This is a genomic window from uncultured Tissierella sp., assembly GCF_902479755.1.
Taxonomy (GTDB): domain Bacteria; phylum Bacillota; class Clostridia; order Tissierellales; family Tissierellaceae; genus Tissierella; species Tissierella carlieri.
Genome location: NZ_CABSQO010000019.1, coordinates 25,205 through 44,987, shown reverse-complemented (window position 1 = coordinate 44,987; position 19,783 = coordinate 25,205). Strand labels below are relative to the sequence as shown.

Annotated in this window: 20 protein-coding genes; 17 read left to right on the top strand and 3 right to left on the bottom strand. The window is 30.3% G+C overall.

Annotated elements, in window-relative coordinates; translation table 11 throughout:
• Positions 1–55: 55 nt before the first annotated feature.
• Positions 56–436, bottom strand: coding sequence for a DUF4183 domain-containing protein (locus tag RDK80_RS11275; protein WP_094900195.1), 381 nt, complete (start codon positions 434–436; stop codon positions 56–58).
• 540 nt (positions 437–976) lie between these two features.
• Here RDK80_RS11275 and RDK80_RS11270 point away from each other — a divergent pair.
• Positions 977–1,249 carry a DUF3343 domain-containing protein gene (locus RDK80_RS11270; RefSeq protein ID WP_094900196.1) on the top strand — a complete coding sequence of 91 codons (273 nt, stop codon included), beginning with the start codon at positions 977–979 and terminating at the stop codon, positions 1,247–1,249.
• Position 1,250: 1 nt separating this feature from the next.
• On the opposite strand, the gene RDK80_RS11265 is transcribed toward RDK80_RS11270, so the two are convergent.
• On the bottom strand, positions 1,251–2,516 hold the full coding sequence (locus RDK80_RS11265; RefSeq protein WP_308524329.1) for a hypothetical protein: 1,266 nt from the start codon (positions 2,514–2,516) through the stop codon (positions 1,251–1,253).
• 96 nt (positions 2,517–2,612) lie between these two features.
• Here RDK80_RS11265 and RDK80_RS11260 point away from each other — a divergent pair, with 96 nt between their 5' ends.
• The 6 genes from RDK80_RS11260 to RDK80_RS11235 all read left to right on the top strand — a co-directional run bounded on the left by RDK80_RS11260 (position 2,613) and on the right by RDK80_RS11235 (position 6,947).
• Positions 2,613–3,236 carry a hypothetical protein gene (locus tag RDK80_RS11260; protein ID WP_094900198.1) on the top strand — a complete coding sequence of 208 codons (624 nt, stop codon included), beginning with the start codon at positions 2,613–2,615 and terminating at the stop codon, positions 3,234–3,236.
• A 129-nt stretch (positions 3,237–3,365) separates the two neighbouring features.
• Entirely contained in the window at positions 3,366–3,794 is a 429-nt protein-coding gene (locus RDK80_RS11255) for an Rrf2 family transcriptional regulator (protein ID WP_094900199.1), read from the top strand.
• 18 nt (positions 3,795–3,812) lie between these two features.
• On the top strand, positions 3,813–4,991 hold the full coding sequence (gene nifS / locus RDK80_RS11250) for a cysteine desulfurase NifS (RefSeq protein ID WP_094900200.1): 1,179 nt from the start codon (positions 3,813–3,815) through the stop codon (positions 4,989–4,991).
• Entirely contained in the window at positions 4,992–5,432 is a 441-nt protein-coding gene (gene nifU, locus RDK80_RS11245) for a Fe-S cluster assembly scaffold protein NifU (RefSeq protein ID WP_094900201.1), read from the top strand.
• Positions 5,433–5,541: 109 nt separating this feature from the next.
• Positions 5,542–5,712: a hypothetical protein gene (locus tag RDK80_RS11240; protein ID WP_158220042.1), complete on the top strand. Its 171-nt coding sequence runs from the start codon at positions 5,542–5,544 to the stop codon at positions 5,710–5,712.
• 44 nt (positions 5,713–5,756) lie between these two features.
• Entirely contained in the window at positions 5,757–6,947 is a 1,191-nt protein-coding gene (locus RDK80_RS11235) for an AI-2E family transporter (RefSeq protein ID WP_094900202.1), read from the top strand.
• Between the two features lie 199 nt (positions 6,948–7,146).
• Here RDK80_RS11235 and RDK80_RS11230 read toward each other — a convergent pair whose 3' ends face one another.
• Positions 7,147–8,067, bottom strand: a complete 921-nt coding sequence (locus RDK80_RS11230; protein WP_308524328.1) for a helix-turn-helix transcriptional regulator — start codon at positions 8,065–8,067, stop codon at positions 7,147–7,149.
• A gap of 103 nt (positions 8,068–8,170) precedes the next feature.
• On the opposite strand from RDK80_RS11230, the gene RDK80_RS11225 reads away from it, so the two are divergent.
• The 10 genes from RDK80_RS11225 (at position 8,171) to RDK80_RS11180 (ending at position 19,709) form a co-directional block, all read left to right on the top strand.
• On the top strand, positions 8,171–8,326 hold the full coding sequence (locus RDK80_RS11225; protein ID WP_158220043.1) for a hypothetical protein: 156 nt from the start codon (positions 8,171–8,173) through the stop codon (positions 8,324–8,326).
• A 273-nt stretch (positions 8,327–8,599) separates the two neighbouring features.
• On the top strand, positions 8,600–10,279 hold the full coding sequence (locus tag RDK80_RS11220; RefSeq protein ID WP_094900204.1) for a S8 family serine peptidase: 1,680 nt from the start codon (positions 8,600–8,602) through the stop codon (positions 10,277–10,279).
• Positions 10,280–10,694: 415 nt separating this feature from the next.
• On the top strand, positions 10,695–13,331 hold the full coding sequence (gene alaS, locus RDK80_RS11215; RefSeq protein WP_308524327.1) for an alanine--tRNA ligase: 2,637 nt from the start codon (positions 10,695–10,697) through the stop codon (positions 13,329–13,331).
• A 153-nt stretch (positions 13,332–13,484) separates the two neighbouring features.
• Complete coding sequence (locus tag RDK80_RS11210) at positions 13,485–13,745, top strand: IreB family regulatory phosphoprotein (RefSeq protein ID WP_094900206.1); 261 nt, start codon at positions 13,485–13,487, stop codon at positions 13,743–13,745.
• A gap of 16 nt (positions 13,746–13,761) precedes the next feature.
• Positions 13,762–15,816, top strand: a complete 2,055-nt coding sequence (locus tag RDK80_RS11205; protein WP_308524326.1) for a hypothetical protein — start codon at positions 13,762–13,764, stop codon at positions 15,814–15,816.
• A 9-nt stretch (positions 15,817–15,825) separates the two neighbouring features.
• Positions 15,826–16,773 (top strand): aldo/keto reductase, encoded by a 948-nt coding sequence (locus tag RDK80_RS11200; protein WP_094900208.1) that lies wholly within the window; start codon positions 15,826–15,828, stop codon positions 16,771–16,773.
• A gap of 14 nt (positions 16,774–16,787) precedes the next feature.
• Positions 16,788–17,210 (top strand): Holliday junction resolvase RuvX, encoded by a 423-nt coding sequence (ruvX, locus tag RDK80_RS11195; protein ID WP_094900209.1) that lies wholly within the window; start codon positions 16,788–16,790, stop codon positions 17,208–17,210.
• A complete protein-coding gene (locus tag RDK80_RS11190) occupies positions 17,210–17,461 on the top strand; it encodes a DUF1292 domain-containing protein (protein ID WP_094900210.1) in 252 nt (83 codons plus the stop codon). Before ruvX ends, RDK80_RS11190 begins: the two co-directional genes overlap by 1 nt.
• A 57-nt stretch (positions 17,462–17,518) precedes the next feature.
• Entirely contained in the window at positions 17,519–17,950 is a 432-nt protein-coding gene (locus RDK80_RS11185) for a Fur family transcriptional regulator (protein WP_094900211.1), read from the top strand.
• Positions 17,951–18,047: 97 nt separating this feature from the next.
• Entirely contained in the window at positions 18,048–19,709 is a 1,662-nt protein-coding gene (locus tag RDK80_RS11180) for a ribonuclease J (protein WP_094900212.1), read from the top strand.
• Positions 19,710–19,783 lie beyond the last annotated feature (74 nt).

Genomic DNA, 19,783 nt, shown 5'->3' with positions numbered 1-19,783 from the left:
AAGAGATATGGGTTTAAAAAGGATGTGCTATGTGGCACATCCTTAAATTTAGATGTTAAGTTGTTACTGTAGTTGTAGAAGTAGAAGTTGGAGCAAAGTTATTTACTACTAGGATAATAGGTGCATCAACAGGGACTGTAGATGCTTGAGGTATTACAACTTGAGAACCATCGGTACTAACTGTATATAGACCAGATTGCTGTAATACTCCATTTACAAATAACAAGTAATATCCATTGTCTGTTGCTGTAGTTGTAAGATTTCCTGTAACAGCATTACCAGAATCATCCATGAATTGAGTAGATGGAATAGTTATAGTACCTCCAGACCTTTCATCCTCTCTTAATTTATAGAAATACTTCACCACTTCTGGATTAGTATCTGTTGTCGTTGTTGTAACTGCACTCATAACAAGTTTAAATAATTCTGTAGCCATAGTAATTTATCCCTCCTTTATTTTGATTTATACTTTAGTATATTAGACAAGGTGTTAACTTGCTACTGAAAGGAGATTACACTTGTTAAATCATTAGTGATTTTATGTGAATTAGGAGTCAAAATGAGCTAGCTGTTAAAAGCCATATTTTGTTTTCTATTTTAAGTTGGTTAATAGGTGTAACCATTTAATTTATTAAAACATACAATATTAATGGAAATAAACAAGCTATAGATTGACTTTCCTAAATTTATTAAGCTCTATATTACAATTAGATGAAATGAAGGAGCGTAGGAGCATCTTTAAATATTATTATAGTATAGATATGAAACCCTCAAATGTTTTTGCATTTGAGGGCTTTATAAAAGTTCTTTTATTGAGATATTAGTATAAATTAAGGAAGCTTTTTTGAAATCCGTGTACGCAAAATCCTTATTAAATAAGGTTAGAAAAAAGAGCGAAGTTCCTTATGGGCTATAAAAAAGTGTAACCATTATTGACTAAGGAAAATATTTTATAGTATAAGAAGGAGGTAATTCTATGGACCAAAATTATTATATAGCTGTTTTTGAAACAAAGAATAAAGCAGTATTTCTATACTCTATACTTGAAACCATGGGCTATAGCAATTTTCAACTAATATCTACTCCTTGCACGTTAAAGGCTGGATGCAATTACTCAATAAAATTTAGAAATATAAGGTATGCAGATGTTTTAGCCAGAGAGGCAGAAGAGCTAAATATTGGAGCCTTTGATATATACTTCGTTGAGAAAAAGGATGGTAAGTATAAATATAAAAAAACAAACATATAGATTAATTTATAAATCTATTTAAGAAAGAAGATTTTTTTGAGTTAATAGATTTTTGTATATTGTCTAGTTTATCCTCCATGCTTTTTTGATTAGTTAGCAATTGATTTAAAATAGGGTGTATAGAATCATAATTTTCTAATATAGATTCAATTTTATTCTCTAATTCATTTAAAATATCAGGTTTTATTTCAGAAGGTTCTGAAATGATTTCTTTGTTTTCTAATTCTAATGGTGAAGTTTCAGGAGTTTTTTGAGACTCTATATATGAGAAGGAATCTAGAAAATAAAATTTAAGATTATCAAAAATATTACAATAAATATAATTGATTTTGTTTATATTTGACCTAACTTTAGCCAATATTGTATTCTGACGTAGAGTCTCACTATTTTCCCCTTTTAACCAAGAGTTACCATAGTCAGAAGAATAGAGCAAATCAATACTATTATTATATAAAGATATTAATTTTAGTTTATTATTTTCTTCAAAGATTATTGGCGGATATTTTGATAATGGTATATATGGAAGCTTTATATCTTTCCATATATACTTTTCTTTTCCGCTAGAATTCATTCTTAGATATTTCACTTGATAATTATTATTTACTTCTTCTATCCACAATCCATGTAAGTTATCCTGAGAATCTATGAATAGAAAAGGCAACCAATTATTACTATTATCCGAAGATATCTGTTTAGACAGAGAACTCCATGTTTTAGTATAATGACTATAAAAGACATGATAAATTTGAGGATTATTTATATTATTTCTATATAATAAATGAATAGTACCTTGTTTATCTACATCTATAATGAAAGGATCTGGAGTTCTTTTTGAAACATATCTAATTGCATTATGTTTTTCTTCAGTGCCATAGATTACATGCTGAATAGTCCAAACATTGGAATTTATTAAATTAGAATAATCATAAATTATATGAAGCTTATCTTTAATCATTAAAATTTCTATTTGATTATATATATTTGATTTTATATCAAATTTTGCGATAGTAGATTTTGACCATTTTCCTTCTATATATTTATAATAGTTCAATTCTCCATTATTTATTAATGCGACTAGATGTATTATATCATTTTCATCAATAAGAACAGAGTAATTTAATATATTCTTATCATATAGGTTATCAGAATTTAAAGCTATTAATGTTGAGTCAAAAACACTATAGATAATTTCTCTATCATCTCCCAATTGAAATATAAATATATCTCTATTAGAATTAATAACAATATTAATATTTAAATTAAACATTTAATTCACCTCCATAAATTATTTAGTAGCACATTACTATATCTATACATAATATGTTAGTGAATATGAATTTATTAAATAAAAGGAGTGAAAAGCATGGCTGAATTTAATATTAATCAAATAAGTCAGGAGTTAGATTGTGATTGTATTATTGTTGACAAAGTATTTGCAAGTTGCCAACAAAGAGAATGTTTTCCTGAGATCGAAGTAGAAATATGTGAGAAGAAATTCGAAAGAATAAGGTTTAGACCTGGATTTATAGTACCTAATACATTAATAGTTACAGATACTGATATTCCTAATTTTAGAAGAGTGAGATTTACGATAAGGATTCCTTTCCAGATTCTAGACTGCAATGGGAACATAATAGCAGAAGGTTTTCTACCAGACATATTTAAAGATATAATATTATATATTCCAGATGCCAGAGATGAGTTTGACTTTAGAATAGTTATTGAAACGAGCTCTGAAGTTTTACTACCACCAGTACAAACAGGAGATAACTTAATTTTTACAGCTGGGGTATTTATTATAATTAAGGTAGTAGGTACTGTACAACTCTTAATACCAACATTTGGATATTGTCCACCACCACCTCCATGTGAAGAATTTAGTCCGCAAGATATATGTGAAGATTTCTTAGAATGTGCGCCATTCCCAGAATTTTTCCCACCTCAAATCGGGGATTTAGAATGTCCGCCGTGTAATCCAGCACCGTAGAGAAGAGCTGAATGGCTCTTCTTTTTTTGTCTAATTTTATAAAATATGAATGTTGACAAAAACACTAGGGTATAATATACTTATTAATGAAAACCAAGCGGAACAGTTGGGATTAAAAGAGGTGAAAAAATGAAATTATCTACAAGAGGAAGATATGGCTTAAAGGCAATGTTTCAGCTAGCTTTATATCATGGTGATGGACCTATATCTCTAAAACAAATTGCAGATGAACAAAATTTATCAGAAAATTATTTAGAGCAATTATTTTCTATTCTAAAAAAAGAAGGATTATTAAATAGTGTAAGAGGTGCTCAAGGTGGGTATATGTTGTCGAAGGAGCCAAATGAAATTACAGTAGGGAATATATTGAGAGCTCTTGAAGGGAATATGGCCCCATCTGAGTGCGTTATGGGTGATGAATTTGAATGCTCTAAGGAAGATAAATGTGTAACTAAACTAGTTTGGGTTAAGATAAAAGACAGCATTGATGAAGTGATTGACTCCATCACATTACAAGATATGGTGGATGATGAGAATAAATTAAATAGAAAACAGTAAACTTAGGAGGATGAGTCTATGGGAAAATATATATATATGGATAATGCAGCTACAACTCCAGTAAAAAAAGAAGTATTAGAAGAAATGATGCCATATTTTACTGAGAAATATGGAAATCCGTCATCTGTTTATTCTCTAGGTAATATATCTAAAAGAGCTGTAGAAAGTGCAAGAGAGAAGGTAGCGAAGGTTCTCCATGCAGATAAAAGGGAAATATTTTTTACTGGGGGAGGCTCTGAAGCTGACAACTGGGCTATCAAAGGTATTGCATTTGGAAATAAAGATAAAGGCAATCATATAATAACTACTAAAATTGAACATCATGGAATATTACACACCTGTGAATATTTACAAAAAAATGGATTTGATCTTACTTATTTAGATGTAGATGAATATGGCTTAATTAATTTAGAAGACCTTAAAAATGCAATAACTGATAAAACAATACTTATATCGATCATGTTTGCAAACAATGAAATAGGAACTATACAGCCAATTAAAGAGATTGGAGAGATAGCAAAAGAAAATAAGATATATTTTCATACAGATGCTGTTCAAGCAATTGGACATATTGACATAAATGTTAAGGAATTGAATATAGACCTTTTATCTCTGTCAGCTCACAAGTTTTATGGTCCAAAAGGAATAGGTGCTTTATATATTAGACAAGGGGTAAAAATTGATCCTCTTATATCTGGTGGAGGACAAGAAAGAAATAGAAGAGCGGGAACTGAAAATGTGCCAGGTATAGTTGGAATGGGAAAAGCGATTGAATTAGCTTATGAAAACTTGGATGAGCATAATAATAAATTAATTAGATTAAGAGATAGTTTAATCGAGAAGATACAATTAAATATTCCTTATGTGAGATTAAATGGACATCCAACCTATAGATTACCTGGAAATGTAAATATGTGTTTTCAATTTATTGAAGGAGAATCTTTGCTGCTTAGTCTAGATATGGAAGGAATTGCTGGTTCAAGTGGGTCAGCTTGTACTTCTGGGTCATTAGATCCTTCTCATGTTTTATTAGCTATCGGTCTGCCGCACGAGATTGCCCACGGTTCTTTAAGACTATCACTAGGAGATTTTAATACCGAAGAAGAATTAGATTATGTAGTAGAAAAACTTATTAAAATAGTAGATAGACTAAGAAGAATGTCACCACTATACGAAAAAATAAAGGAGGAAAAATAGATGTACTCAGAAAAGGTAATGGATCATTTTCAAAATCCGAGAAATGTTGGAGAAATATTAGACGCAGATGGCGTAGGTGAAGTTGGTAATGCTAAGTGTGGAGATATAATGAAAATGTATCTTAAAATAGAAAATGGAGTTATTGAAGATGTTAAATTTAAGACATTTGGATGCGGGTCTGCTATTGCATCTTCTAGTATGGCTACAGAGTTGATTAAAGGGAAAACAATTGAAGAAGCCATGCAATTGACTAATAGGGCCGTTGCAGAGGCCCTTGATGGACTACCGCCGGTAAAGATGCATTGTTCGGTGTTAGCAGAACAAGCTATAAAATCAGCTCTATTAGATTATTCAAAAAAGAATAATGTTCATATTGAAGGATTAGATGATGTAAATTTTGACGATGATGACCATCATAACCACGATTTAGAGGAATTATAAAACCATTTATTTTTCTAAAAAATTCTAATATTAGATAATACTAACAGAATTATTATCTCCTTTTAGTGACAATATATATTATATAGATTAGAAAAAGGAGATGGATATATTGTTTAATAATAGGTATAAAAATGGGGCATTTTGGGGAACGGTTATAGGAACATCATTAGGTATTATTATTACCTCAAAGATGACACCTTTAAATAAAAAGAAAATGATGAGAACTGCTAGAAAAGTAAGAACTAATTTAAGAGATGGGATGAATTCTTTTTGGGACTAGGCAGCACTTGCTGCCTTTTCACGAATTCAAAGGGGAGATAAACTATGAATCCACCAAGTTTTTTTATTAAATTGATTTGGTCGCTTTCTATTATATTACTGGTGTTAGTTATATATTATCTTATTAACATAGGAAACAATTTTGTTTCAGACAGGAAAAAGATTAGGATTAATGATAAAAAGCTTTTGCCTATTATTATAGGATTAGTTTTTTTGTTTTTGCTTTTTAACCTATTTAAAAAATATACAATATTATCAGAGACATTCTATACTATTATATTTTCTGCAATTTTGGCGTATCTTTTTAATCCAATAATAAATTATTTAGAAAAGAAAAATATAAATAGATTAAGAGGAGTTTTTCTATTATATCTAGGAATAGTGGCTATGTTTCTAATTTTAGCATTTTTAGTAATACCAAAGTCAACTACTGAGATAAAAAGACTTGTAGTGGATATGCCTATATATTTAGAAAAGGCCTCATCATTAATAGACGAGCTCTATAACAAGTATTATTCTACTTTAGGTGATTTACCTCCGATGTTTCAAGGAGTCCAACAAGTTGTTATGGAAAATATTGTTGGAATAGAGCATATGGTTATGAATGCACTTAAAAACTTTATTGGTGGAATACTCAATACGTTTTCAAAGTTTGTTAGTCTAATATTAACACCTATTTTAACATTTTATTTTTTAGTAGATAAAAATTATTTTAAAGATAGGATGATGGGATTTATTCCTAAAAAATATAGAAAAGATTCCATAGCATTATTTCGTGAAATAGATGATTCTTTATCCAAATTTGTCAGGGGAAAAATAATCATGGCCGCATATGTAGGTATTGCGACCTCTATAGTTCTACTTATTATGGGAATTGATTTTGCCATTGTCATTGGCTTTATAACTGGAATTGCTGATATTATACCTTACATAGGTCCTTTTTTAGGATTTTTACCAGCTGTATTTTTTGCTTATTTAATTAGTCCTTTAAAAGCAATATGGGTAGCTGCATTATTTGTTTTTATTCAATGGGCTGAGAATAACATCCTTGCACCTAAGGTGATAGGAGAAACAACAGGAATTCATCCATTGATAATACTTATCTCCATAATAATTGGAGGAGGGGTATTTGGAGTATTGGGAATGATTTTAGCAGTGCCAGTAGTTGCTATCTTTATAATTTTGTTTAGATTTGTAAGTAAAAAATTTAGGAAACCGCCAAGAGCACAGAATTAGGGGATCTGATTAGAATGTTAAACTATAATCTAAATATATCATAAAACTTAAGTACTATTATAAAGGGATAAAATTTATTCCCTTATAATAGTATTTTTATATCCAATGGAAAAGTGGTGTCTTTTTCCCTTCTCATTAAATATAGGCAAAGAAAAATCTACTTAGATTATGGATTTATATTATCATTCATAGAATATAGTCAGTCTATATCTATGTTATAATGTTCTTTACAAGCATTTTTAAATTTACTTTTTAATTCATTTTGATCTGATATTTCATACAAATGTTTTGCTTTCTCAAGACTATTCATATAATTATCATAATTTAGCAAGTGTTCTGCAATACCTTTTCTAGTATATAGAAGAGCTAAACAATAAAGGCTTCGATTTTCTATGCATGTTTTTATACCTAAATTTGCAAAATATAAAGCACTATCGTGAAGAAATAGTCTATGATAAGTATATGATAGATTGTAAACTACTCTAATATTAAGTTCCCAGTCATCTTGCTCTAAATTTTTATGACAAAACTGTAATAATTCAAGACATTTGTTTATGGATTCTTTTTTATTTAAGATAAGTGCTATGTTCATGAGAATTCGGATTTCTGTGTTATTGTAAACAAAATTATTATATTCTGTTAGAGAGAAATCTGGAGAAGTTATTTTTATAGATTCTATTAGACTTAATAATGCTTCTTCATAATCATCACAACTGATTTTAAGAAAAATAGCTTTGACTAAGAAATAAAGTTGCTTTGTTAATCTAGAAAAATAAGAATTCATATCATCTTTATGGATAATTGCATCAAGATTATCTAACTGATTTTTTAACTCAATAAAACTTCCATTTTCAATTATTTTTTCAATTGAATTCTTTAACTGATGAAACTTCGAATAGTTATTAAATCTATATTTAAGTAATATAGTATTTAAATCTTTTTTTAATACCATGGATAAAATATCCAACGTTTCCTGCTTTGGTATTACTTTTCCGTTTTCGATTTTGCTCAAGGTATCTACATTAACTCCTGATAGAAATGATATATCTTTCTGGGTAAGGTTTAGATTCTTCCTTATATTTCTTATTTCTTCACTAAATGATTCTAAATTGCAGTACAAAAAGTCACCTCCTTAAAAAATACCGATTTAAATCGGATTGAATTTCATATTAATTACATATATTATATAAGTAATAAAAAAATATGTAAAGAGAGGGAAAATTATGAAAAAAAGATTAATGCCAATTTTAATTATCTGTATTATCCTATCATCTTTATTAAATTTTATTCCATTTAAAAACAACTATAAAACTGTTGCACAAAAAGGTAAGGACGACGTAATAGAAATACATTCAGGTGATTTAGAAATTTTATTGTAATCAGAATTTACAGAATTTTGAAACAAATGGCACTTAATAACTAAAACATAAATAAAATAAATAACAGCCTTAAAACCGATATTTTCAAAAACTTGCAAAATTTATAAGAACAGATTAGTTTTTATAAGTTAATATGTATATTTATAAAGTTTTGAGAGGTTTTAAGGTTGTTTTTGAATAGGAGGGATATTATGTTAACAAAGACCTGACGTATATAATATATCAATAGTCAGATATAGAGAAAACGCAAGATAAAACAAAGGGGGATTAGTGATGAAAAAGATATTAAGTTTACTGATGGTATTAACATTAATTGTATCTATGAGTATAACTGCTGTAGCAGAGGAGGAAAATATTTTTAGATTAAGAAGTGATGAGATACAGACAATATCAGGGGAGTTAATAGTATCAGTTGAAAATGGAAGTGATTATTCTCTGCAAAATACTGGGGATATTATTGCTAAACATGTTTCAATATTCAAAGATAAGGATTTTATTATTAAAGATTCTCTTATCTCTTCCATTGATAATGATAAAATCAAACTTAATGACTTAGATGAGGACTTTAGAGAACAGATTGTTAAAGATATGGGATATGTGTATTTAGTAAGTTACTCAAAGGAATATAGAAGCCAAGAAGACGCTATTAAAGAATTAGAAAAAACTTTAGAAGAGTCTGGCATAAAGGTTAGATATATTGAGCCAAATTATATGGTATATGCGTCGGATGAATATACTTTGGATGATTATGCTATAGAAATAGATGGAGATATACTTGAAGACGAAATAGGGCTTCAAATGCATAATAATCAAAGATGGCATTATGAAATGATTAAGGCTCCTAGTGCTTGGAATATAACTTCAGGGAATAGCGGAGTAAAAATAGCTGTATTAGATACAGGAATAGATCATAATCATCAAAGTCTAAGAGACTTTGTTGATAGAAATTTAGGCAGAAACTTTTCAGGTGGATCCTCAACAGATACTATGGATAGACAAGGACATGGAACTCATGTATCGGGAACAATAGCAAGCTATGGCAGTGTTTCAGGCGTAATGAAAAATGCAACATTAATTCCGGTAAAGGTCTTAGGAGATGATGGAAGAGGATCAACCTACGGAATCGTTCAAGGTGTATTGCACGCAGCAAACATACAGGCAGATGTAATAAATATGTCTTTAGGCGGCGGCGGATATTTGCAAAGCTTTGATGATGCTTGTAGAACAGCTGTATCAAGGGGTGTAGTTGTAGTAGCAGCATCTGGAAATGAATATGCTTCAAGTATATCATATCCTGCGGCATATGATAGTGTTATAGCAGTAGGTGCAGTTGATTCAAACAGAAGAAGAGCATCTTTCTCGAATTATGGGACAGGCTTAGAGCTTATGGCACCAGGGGTGAATATATATAGTACAATTCCTGGAAATCAATATCAAACTAATTCAGGAACTTCTATGGCATCTCCTCATGTGGCTGGAGTAGCAGGTCTTATGAGATCGGTTAATAGAAATGCCTCTGTATCAGAAATCAGAAGTGTATTGAGAAATACTGCTCAATATGCAGGGAATAGTACAGAATATGGTTATGGAATAGTGGACGCTTATGCAGCAGTTCAAGCCATAAGTGGAAATCCAGCACCAAATACGGAAACAAGAACAAGTGTAATGACAGATAAAACTTCTTATTATAGATCTGAGATTGTAAATGTTACAGTAAAGGTAACAAATAAAGATGGTCAACCATTGCAAGGAGCTACAACTAAACTTACTTTAACATCTCCAGACAATTCTAAAGTGAGTGCTGCTAAGACCACTAATGCTAGCGGGGAGGTACAGTTTACAATAACTGCAAATGCTAATTCTCTTATAGGAAATTATGGAATCCTCATAGAAACATCATTGACTGGATATAGTCCAAGTACAGCTAATACAACTTTTAGATATATAAATTAGTGAGTATTAATCAAAAAATGAAATAGAGATAATTATTTATATTTCAATCTATTTACTGGTATCTGTAAATAAAGTATCCTTTTAAATTAGATGAAATATAAAGGCTTATTTGATAAAGGTGCTTGTAAAAGTGGATAAAAAAATCCGCTTTACAAGTACTTTTATTTATAGATATCAACTTGCTATAAATTTGGAAAAATCATATTATTAAGAAAGCATTTCTGGTTTATCTTCACTTTTAAAGTCTAATTATTGACAAATCGGGAATATTAAATTATAATCCAAATATATCATAAGAGAGAATCTCGTCCCTCTACTAGGGACGATTTTTTGCAATTCATACAACGGATAAAAACCTTATTAGCTTCGAAATTATTTGAAGTTAAAGATAATCTTAAATGGAGAGGTGTATATAATGAAGAAGATTGGATTACATGAGATAAGAAAAGAGTTTTTTGACTTTTTTGGGGAAAAGGAACATTTAGTTGCACCTAGTTTTTCACTTGTGCCTCAAAATGATAAATCATTACTTTTAATTGGAGCGGGAATGGCACCATTAAAGAAATATTTTACAGGAGAGCAAACTCCGCCTAATAAAAGAATGGCAACATGTCAGAAATGTATTAGAACAGGTGATATTGACAATGTAGGTAAAACGGATAGACATGCCACATTTTTTGAAATGTTAGGAAACTTCTCTTTTGGAGATTATTTTAAAAAAGAGGCTACAGCTTGGGCTTGGGAATTCCTTACGGAAAGAATGGAAATAGATAAAGAAGATTTATGGGTGACAATATATTTAGAGGACGATGAAGCTTTTGAAATATGGAATAAAGAGGTTGGAGTACCAAGTGAGAGAATCGTAAGGTTAGGAAAGGAAGATAACTTCTGGGAATTGGAAGTTGGACCATCAGGTCCTTGTTCAGAGATATATGTTGATAGGGGAGAAAAATATGGATGTGGATCTCCAAATTGCAAACCAGGATGTGAATGTGATAGATTTATTGAAGTTTGGAACTTGGTATTTACTCAATTTGACAAAGATGAAAATGGAGTATATCATCCACTGCCAAACCCAAATATAGATACAGGCATGGGACTTGAAAGAATCACGTGTGTAATGGAAGGAACTAAAACTATATTTGATACTGAAGCAGTTAAAGAAATCAGAAGAAAAGTAGAAGAAATCGCTAAAGTTACCTATGGTAATGATCCTAAAAAAGATATTTCTATAAGAGTAATTACCGATCATAGTAGAGCTATGACCTTTTTAGTATCTGATGGAGTGTTACCTAGTAATGAAGGAAGAGGATATGTATTAAGAAGACTAATTCGTAGAGCAGCAAGACATGGTAAACTTCTAGGTATAGAAGAAGCATTCTTGAGCCAAGTCGTTGATGTTGTAATTAATTCATGGCAAATAGAATATTCTGAGTTAAAAACAAGAGAAGATCAGATTAAAAAGATAATAAAGGCAGAAGAGGATAAGTTCCAAGAAACTATTCATCAAGGAATAACCATTTTAGAAGAATATATAAATGAAATGAAATTAAGTAATGAGACTATTTTAAGTGGAGAAAAAGCATTTAAATTATATGATACTTATGGATTTCCTTTAGATTTAACGAAAGAAATCCTTGAGGAAAAAAGCTTAAAGGTAGATGAGGAAGAATTTAATATAAATATGGAAGAACAAAGAAATAGGGCTAGAAAAGCTAGGGATGAAGGCGATAGTGGTTGGTCTACAGGGAGTGACCAAGATATTTTTAAAGGCTTAGATACTATTTTCAGAGGATATGAAAAAACTAATATTGTAGCTGAAATAATAGGATTATTTAGTAATAATCAAAAGGTAAAGGAATTAAATGCTGAGGAAGAAGGTATTATTATATTAAATGAATCACCATTCTATGGAGAGTCTGGTGGGCAGGTAGGAGATACTGGAATTATTGAAAGTCCTGATTTCAGAGCTATAGTTCTAGATACTAAGCATTCCAAAGGAGATCATTTAATTCATATAGTAAGAATTGTTGATGGAGTGGCGAAAGCTGGTGATAAAGTAATAGCTGATGTAGATGATAATAGAAGAAATTCTATTAGAAGAAATCACTCTGCAACTCATCTTCTTCATAGGGCTTTGAAAGATATATTAGGAGAGCATGTTAACCAAGCAGGATCAGTTGTTATGCCAAATAGATTAAGATTTGACTTTACTCATTTTGAAGCTGTAACGCCTGAAGAATTAAAGAAAATTGAAGAAATTGTTAATTCTAAGATTCTGGAAGCTTTAGAGGTAGTTACTATAGAGACTTCTCTTAAGAATGCACAAGAAATGGGAGTAGTAGGATTATTTGAAGATAAATATAAGGATGAAGTTAGAGTGTTAAAAATGGGTGAATACTCTAGGGAATTATGTGGTGGAACTCATGTTTTAAACACAGGAAATATCGGCTTATTTAAGATACTTTCTGAATCAAGCATTGCATCTGGAGTTAGAAGGATAGAGGCAATAACCGGTGAAGGTGTATATGAGTATATGAATCATATGGAAGAAAATATAGAGCAATTATCTAATATATTGAAGACAAACAAAAGCAATTTGTTAGAAAAAGCTAAAACTTTAGCTGAAGAAATAAAAGAGAAAGAAAGAGAAATAGAAAGCCTCAAATCAAAGATGGCATCTTCTATTGCCGATGAAATATTATCATCTAAAGTAATTATAGAAGGAGTATCCTTAATTACTTATAAGGTGGATAATTTAGATATGAATAGTTTAAGAAACTTAGGTGATGAAATAAGAAATCGTCTAGGTTCAGGTGTTGTAGTACTTGCTAGTGTAAAAGAAGATAAACTTTCTTTTGTGGGGATGGTGACTAAGGATATTGTTGAAAAGGGTATCCATGCCGGAAACATAATAAAAGAAGTAGCTATGAGAACTGGCGGTGGAGGCGGTGGAAGGCCAGATATGGCTCAAGCTGGTGGAAAGGACATCACTAAAGCAGATGAAGCTCTCTCAGTTGTTCCAGATTTAATAAAAAAACAAATAAAATAATATAATAAAGGGAATAAATATTAGCTAATAGCTAATATTTATTTCTTATAATCTATAGGAGGTAGAAAAATTCTATATTAATTTTTTTATAAGCTTTTGTTATTATACATTGCAAATATATGATATAATATTAGTATATTAGGGGGTGTTTTTGTGAATAATAAATTTAATGAAACTATGAAATTTGAACCACCAAAAGAAAATATTGATTCTGTAGAAGAAATAATATTTTCAGTGTTTTCCTCTTTAGAGGAGAAGGGTTATGATCCGATTAATCAGATAATTGGATATATACTATCGGGAGATCCAACATATATTACTAGTCACAACAATGCCAGATCTACTATATGTCGTATAGAGAGAGATGAGCTGTTAGAGGAGCTTCTTAAATCTTATTTAAAGAATAGGAAGTAGAATAAGGAGAATTAACTTGAAAGTAATAAGGATTTTATCGCTTTTTCTATTACTTATATTACTGATACCAAATTTATCTTACGGAATTGAAGATAATCCAAGGGTATATCTAATAGTCATAAATAAACTAACTCTAAAAGATATAGAATTCATGGAAAATCTAAAAAAAATAATTGAAGGTGGCAGTATCGGATTGATGAATACTAGGGGTGTATCAGGATATACTGGTGCAGAAAGCTTTCTTACAATTAACTCTTCAAGAAAATCATCTTGTAATTATGCTAGTATTGATTTTCTACCTAGAGAACTAAATGGCTCCATAGTTAATAAATCTTTTAGTAGATTGATTAAGTTAAATAAAAATAATAAATTTTCGCCTTATATTGGTGCTATAGGAGATAACCTCCATAGTGTGGGATTAAAGACAGCGATTTATGGTAATGGCGATTTGATAAATATGCCTTTAAAGACTGCCGCATTGATTCCCATGGACTCCAGAGGGTTGGTTGATTATGGCAATATAGATAATATAACGATAGAAGACAATGATTATCCCTTTACAATAAAAACTGATTATAAAAAACTTTTAAGCGAGATAAAAAATAGTTCTGCAAATCTTATTGTAGGGGATACAGGTGATTTAGATAGGATATATAGATATAGTGACTTTTTATCAGAAGATGAGTCTAAGAACATCCGAGAGAGAATCTTATTAGATATAGATAGTTTTATTGGAGAATTAATCACCATATTGAAATACGATAAATCCTTATTGATTATTACAAGTCCCAATAGTGGAGATATAAATGTTGATGATAATAAATTATCTCCCATAATAACTTGGGGAAATGGTATTGGAAAAGGAATACTAACTTCTGCAACTACTGAAAGAGCAGGAATAGTTGCCAATATAGATATAGGGCCTACTATTATGAGTTTTTTAAAAGCACCTATGGATAACATGTCAGGTAGCCAAATTAAGTCCATTAGGAAGAATGATATAAATCTTAAGGATATAATAGAATACAGCCAACAGATAAATACTACATCTAAAGTAAGATATAATACCTTATATTATTATGGAATTTTCTCTATGATTATATTATCTTCAGCGATTATTTTTCTTATTGCAAAAATAAGGTTATCAGGAAAGACAAAAGATATTACTAAGGTATTATTTGCAATGATACTGGTTTTTCCAAATATATTTATTCTAGTTTCAATATTTAAACCAAGAAGGATCTATAGTTTTATATTGATTCTTTTTACTTTAATGTTACTATCATTGATTGTGTTATGGGTGACTAGGAAAAGTAGTAATCAAATTATTAATATTGTAAGTATTTCTATTGTTATAATAATATTAGATTTGATTTCAAGAGGCAGTATTAGTAAATTTTCAGTGTTATCCCACGATCCTACAATTGGGGCAAGATATTATGGAATAGGTAATGAAATGGTTGGGTTGTTTTTAGGCTCTATAACTATATTTTCAATAGGAATTTCCAAAAGAAATGATAAGAGCCTAATACTTTTATTTTTATTGGGAATATCAATTATATTGGTAGGACATCCTCATTATGGGGCTAATGTTGGGGGTACCATGGCATTTATAGTTGCTACGGTTTTTTATGTTGTGGAAATTTTTAACAAAGATAAAGTTCTGAATTTAAAAAGGGTATTTTTTATGGTAATATCAATTATATTACTTATTTCTATTATGGGATTTATTGATATAAAATTCAATAGAAACACTACACATTTAGGTAATACAATATTACTTACTAAAAACAATGGACTAAGTTATTTAAATAAAATAATATTTAGAAAACTACTTATGAATATTAAATTGATAGGTAACTCTTTTTGGACATATATATTATTATTACATATGATTTTACATACGTCGATATTTTATTTTAAGAAAAAGAACAATAAAATTTTAACTGCTGCCATAGCAGGATTATCAGGAGCTATAGGAGGTTTTTTACTTAATGATTCTGGATTAATCCTTGCAGCTATATGTATGAATTTAATAACCGCAGGACTATATCTAGAATTTGTAGAATAAGGTGAAAAAATGGACAGAATTAAATTAGGAAGAACAAATGTTGAGGTATCAAGACTTTGTTTTGGTTCTCTTACAATGACTCCTTTTCAAGCAGGGTTAACTGTTAAGGAAGGAGCATATCTTATAGAATATGCTTATGATAAAGGAATTAATTTCATTGATACAGCGGAGATATATGAAAATTATGAGTATATAAGAGCAGCCCTAAAGGGTATAAAAAGAGAAGATTATAACATAGCTACAAAGACTTATGCATATACGGAAGAAATGGCAAAGAATAGCCTGGAACTTGCTTTGAAGGAATTGAATACGGATTATATTGATATATTTCTATTGCATGAGCAAGAAAGTATTCATACAGTACGAGGTCATTTTGAAGCAATAGAATATTTTTTAAAGGCAAAGGAACAGGGCAAAATTAGAAGCATAGGGTTATCTACTCATCGAATTGAAGGGGCATTAGCTGCAAGGGAAGTAAAAGAAATAGAGATAATCCATCCTATAATTAATAAATATGGTATTGGTATACAAGATGGAACAGTAGAAGAGATGTTAAAGGTAATTGAAGAAATACATCAAATGGGAAAAGGTATTTATGCTATGAAACCTTTAGGAGGAGGACATTTAATAAGAGAAGTAGAAGATGCCTTTAATTTTGTAAAATCTATTTCTGCTATAGATTCTATTGCCATTGGAATGCAATCAAGAGATGAAATAGATGCTAATATTAATTTATTAGAAAAGGGATGTATGCCCGAAGATTTGAAAGATAAATTGGTAAATAAAAAAAGAAAATTGATAGTTGCAGACTACTGTTTGGGTTGTGGCAATTGCGTTAGAAGGTGTAAACAGCATGGAATAGAATTAATAAATGGAGTGGCTACCCCAAATGAAAAATGTGTTTTATGTGGATATTGCGCAAAGGTCTGCCCTGAGTTTTGCATAAAAGTAATTTAATATAGGAGTGAATAATGGAAAGAATAATGGGATTAGATGTAGGAGATAAGACAATTGGTGTTGCCATATCTGATTTATTACAGATGACGGCTCAAGGAATAACGACTATTAAAAGAGAATCCAAGGAAAAGGATTATAAAGCCTTAGAAGAAATTATCAATGAATATGGTATTAAAAAAGTAGTAGTAGGGCTGCCTAAGAATATGAATGGAACATTGGGGCCTCAAGGAGAAAAAACCATTAAATTTGCAGATAAACTTAAAAATAAATATAAAGTAGAAATTATATATGAAGACGAGAGATTGACGACTCAGGCAGCTGAAAAAATGCTTATATCAGGAGAGGTTAGAAGAGATAAGAGAAAAACAGTAATAGATAAGGTCGCTGCTACATTTATTTTACAAACATATTTAGATAGGAAAGGGAGGATATTGTAATGAATGAAAGAATTGTTTTATTAGATGAATTGGGCAAAGAACAAGAATTTGTTATTTTAGCTACTTTTGGATTAGACGATGAAGATTATGCAGCACTAATGCCAGCAAATGACATAGAAAGTCCTACTTATATTTTGAGAATGGAAAGAGATGAAGAGGGAGAATTGCTTTTGGTTGGCATAGATGATGATGAAGAGTTAGAAGATGCAATAGAAGCTTATGAAGAAATGCAAAGAGAAAATCTTCAGTAGTTGACAAATATGGAAAATAGTAGTATTGTAAACTTAGTATTATAATCGGGTGAAAAAATGGATATTAATATAATTAAAGGGAAACTTCAAAAAGAAGGATATAAACTTACAACTCAAAGAAGAGCTATATTAAAAACTATAGTAGATAACCATGAAGAGCATCTAAGCTGTGATGAGGTATATAATATTGTGAAAAAGGAATACCCAGATTTAGGTATTGCCACTGTATATAGGACCTTACAGTTGTTTGAAAAGCTCAACATAGTTTACAAATTAAATTTTGATGATGGATGCAGCAGATATGAGCTAAGCGTAGGTTCGGAAAATCATCACCATCATCATTTGATTTGTTTAAATTGTGGAAAAGTTACAGAGGTGAAGCTTGATCTATTAGAGGCCTTAGAAGAGGAAATCGAAAGTGAGGGGCAATTTACTATAGTGGATCATAATGTAAAATTCTATGGATATTGTAGTGAGTGTAAAAAATAAATCCCGATAGGGATTTATTTTTTGAGCGAATATTTATTTTAAAAGATTATAAACTGAAAAAAATGGGAAAAATAAGACGAAAAAGAGGAGTGATTCGGTGCGAAAACCAAATAAAATTAAAATTATTCCCTTAGGGGGTTTAGGGGAAGTAGGAAAAAACATTACAGTTATTGAATATAAAGACGATATTATATTGATAGACTGTGGAATGACTTTTCCTGAAGATGAAATGCTGGGAATTGATGTAGTTATTCCAGACATAACCTATTTATTAAAAAATAGAGAGAAAATAAGAGGTATAGTGTTGACTCATGGACATGAAGACCATATCGGTGCTCTTCCATATGTATTAGCAAAGTTAAACTTGCCTATTTATGGAACTAAGTTGACTTTAGGATTGGTAGAAACCAAGCTAAAAGAGCATAAATTAGAAAATGTAAAATTAAATGTTGTAAGACATGGAGAAACTATACAATTAGGAACTCTTGATATCGAATTTATTAAAACGGGCCATAGTATACCAGATAGTGCAGCTTTAGCAATTCATAGTCCAGTAGGTACTATTGTTCATACTGGTGATTTTAAGATAGACTATACGCCAATAGATGGAGACGTCATAGATTTAAATCGTTTTGCTGAGTTAGGAAATAAAGGAGTATTAGTTCTAATGGCTGACAGTACCAATGCAGAGAGACCAGGCTACACTATGAGTGAAAGGACTGTAGGAAATACTTTTAGGGATATATTTATGAATCATAAGCATAGAATAATAGTTGCAACTTTTGCTTCTAATGTTCATAGGATTCAACAAATAATAAATGCTGCGGAGCAAAATAATAGGAAAGTAGTTTTATCTGGTAGATCAATGACTAACACTATTGGAGTAGCTCTTGAATTAGGTTATCTACACATTCAGGAAGGTACTTTAATAGATATTAATGATATGAATAAATATCCAAGCAATGAGATAACGATTATTACTACTGGGAGTCAAGGAGAGCCTATGTCTGCATTATCTAGAATTGCAGCAGGAGAACACAAGAAAATACAAATTCAACCTGAGGATTTAGTAATAATATCTGCTACACCAATACCAGGTAATGAAAAAACGGTTTCAAAGGTGATAAATAATTTAGTGGAAAATGGAACAAAAGTTATATTTGAAGCATTGGCAGATGTTCACGTTTCTGGTCATGCATGTCAAGAAGAGTTGAAATTGATACACACTTTAGTTAAACCGAAATATTTTATACCTGTTCATGGCGAATATAGACATTTAAAGAAACATGCAGAAATAGCAGAATCTCTAGGACTACCAAGGGAGAATATATTCATTTTGGATAATGGAAGGGTTATAGAATTTACTAAGGACTCTGCTGAATTAAATGGATGTGTATCAGCAGGAAATATTTTAGTTGATGGATTAGGTGTTGGAGATGTTGGAAATATAGTTCTTAGGGATAGAAAGCATCTATCTGAAGATGGTCTAATAGTTATTGTAGTTACCATAAGTAAGAAAGAAGGAACTATCTTAGCGGGACCAGATATCATTTCTAGAGGTTTCGTATATGTAAGAGAATCTGAGGATCTTATGGAAGAAGCTAGAAGCATAGTAAAATCAGTACTTGAAGATTGCGAACAAAAGAAAATAACTGATTGGGCAACGTTAAAATCTAATATTAGAGATACCTTAAGAAATCATTTATATGGTAAAATAAAAAGAAATCCAATGATACTGCCAATAATTATGGAAGTATAATAAAATCCCTGGTATAGATTTATACCAGGGATTTTGGTATAATAATAAGGGCGAATTGTGCATTGTGAATTGTT

Coding starts and splice junctions, on each gene's coding strand:
- alaS (WP_308524327.1), top strand. CDS start 10,695: ATGAAGAAGATTGGATTACATGAGATAAGAAAAGAGTTTTTTGACTTT.
- RDK80_RS11265 (WP_308524329.1), bottom strand. CDS start 2,516: ATGTTTAATTTAAATATTAATATTGTTATTAATTCTAATAGAGATATA.
- RDK80_RS11275 (WP_094900195.1), bottom strand. CDS start 436: ATGGCTACAGAATTATTTAAACTTGTTATGAGTGCAGTTACAACAACG.
- RDK80_RS11220 (WP_094900204.1), top strand. CDS start 8,600: ATGAAAAAGATATTAAGTTTACTGATGGTATTAACATTAATTGTATCT.
- RDK80_RS11235 (WP_094900202.1), top strand. CDS start 5,757: ATGAATCCACCAAGTTTTTTTATTAAATTGATTTGGTCGCTTTCTATT.
- nifS (WP_094900200.1), top strand. CDS start 3,813: ATGGGAAAATATATATATATGGATAATGCAGCTACAACTCCAGTAAAA.
- RDK80_RS11260 (WP_094900198.1), top strand. CDS start 2,613: ATGGCTGAATTTAATATTAATCAAATAAGTCAGGAGTTAGATTGTGAT.
- RDK80_RS11200 (WP_094900208.1), top strand. CDS start 15,826: ATGGACAGAATTAAATTAGGAAGAACAAATGTTGAGGTATCAAGACTT.
- RDK80_RS11190 (WP_094900210.1), top strand. CDS start 17,210: ATGAATGAAAGAATTGTTTTATTAGATGAATTGGGCAAAGAACAAGAA.
- RDK80_RS11255 (WP_094900199.1), top strand. CDS start 3,366: ATGAAATTATCTACAAGAGGAAGATATGGCTTAAAGGCAATGTTTCAG.
- nifU (WP_094900201.1), top strand. CDS start 4,992: ATGTACTCAGAAAAGGTAATGGATCATTTTCAAAATCCGAGAAATGTT.
- RDK80_RS11225 (WP_158220043.1), top strand. CDS start 8,171: ATGAAAAAAAGATTAATGCCAATTTTAATTATCTGTATTATCCTATCA.
- RDK80_RS11185 (WP_094900211.1), top strand. CDS start 17,519: ATGGATATTAATATAATTAAAGGGAAACTTCAAAAAGAAGGATATAAA.
- ruvX (WP_094900209.1), top strand. CDS start 16,788: ATGGAAAGAATAATGGGATTAGATGTAGGAGATAAGACAATTGGTGTT.
- RDK80_RS11270 (WP_094900196.1), top strand. CDS start 977: ATGGACCAAAATTATTATATAGCTGTTTTTGAAACAAAGAATAAAGCA.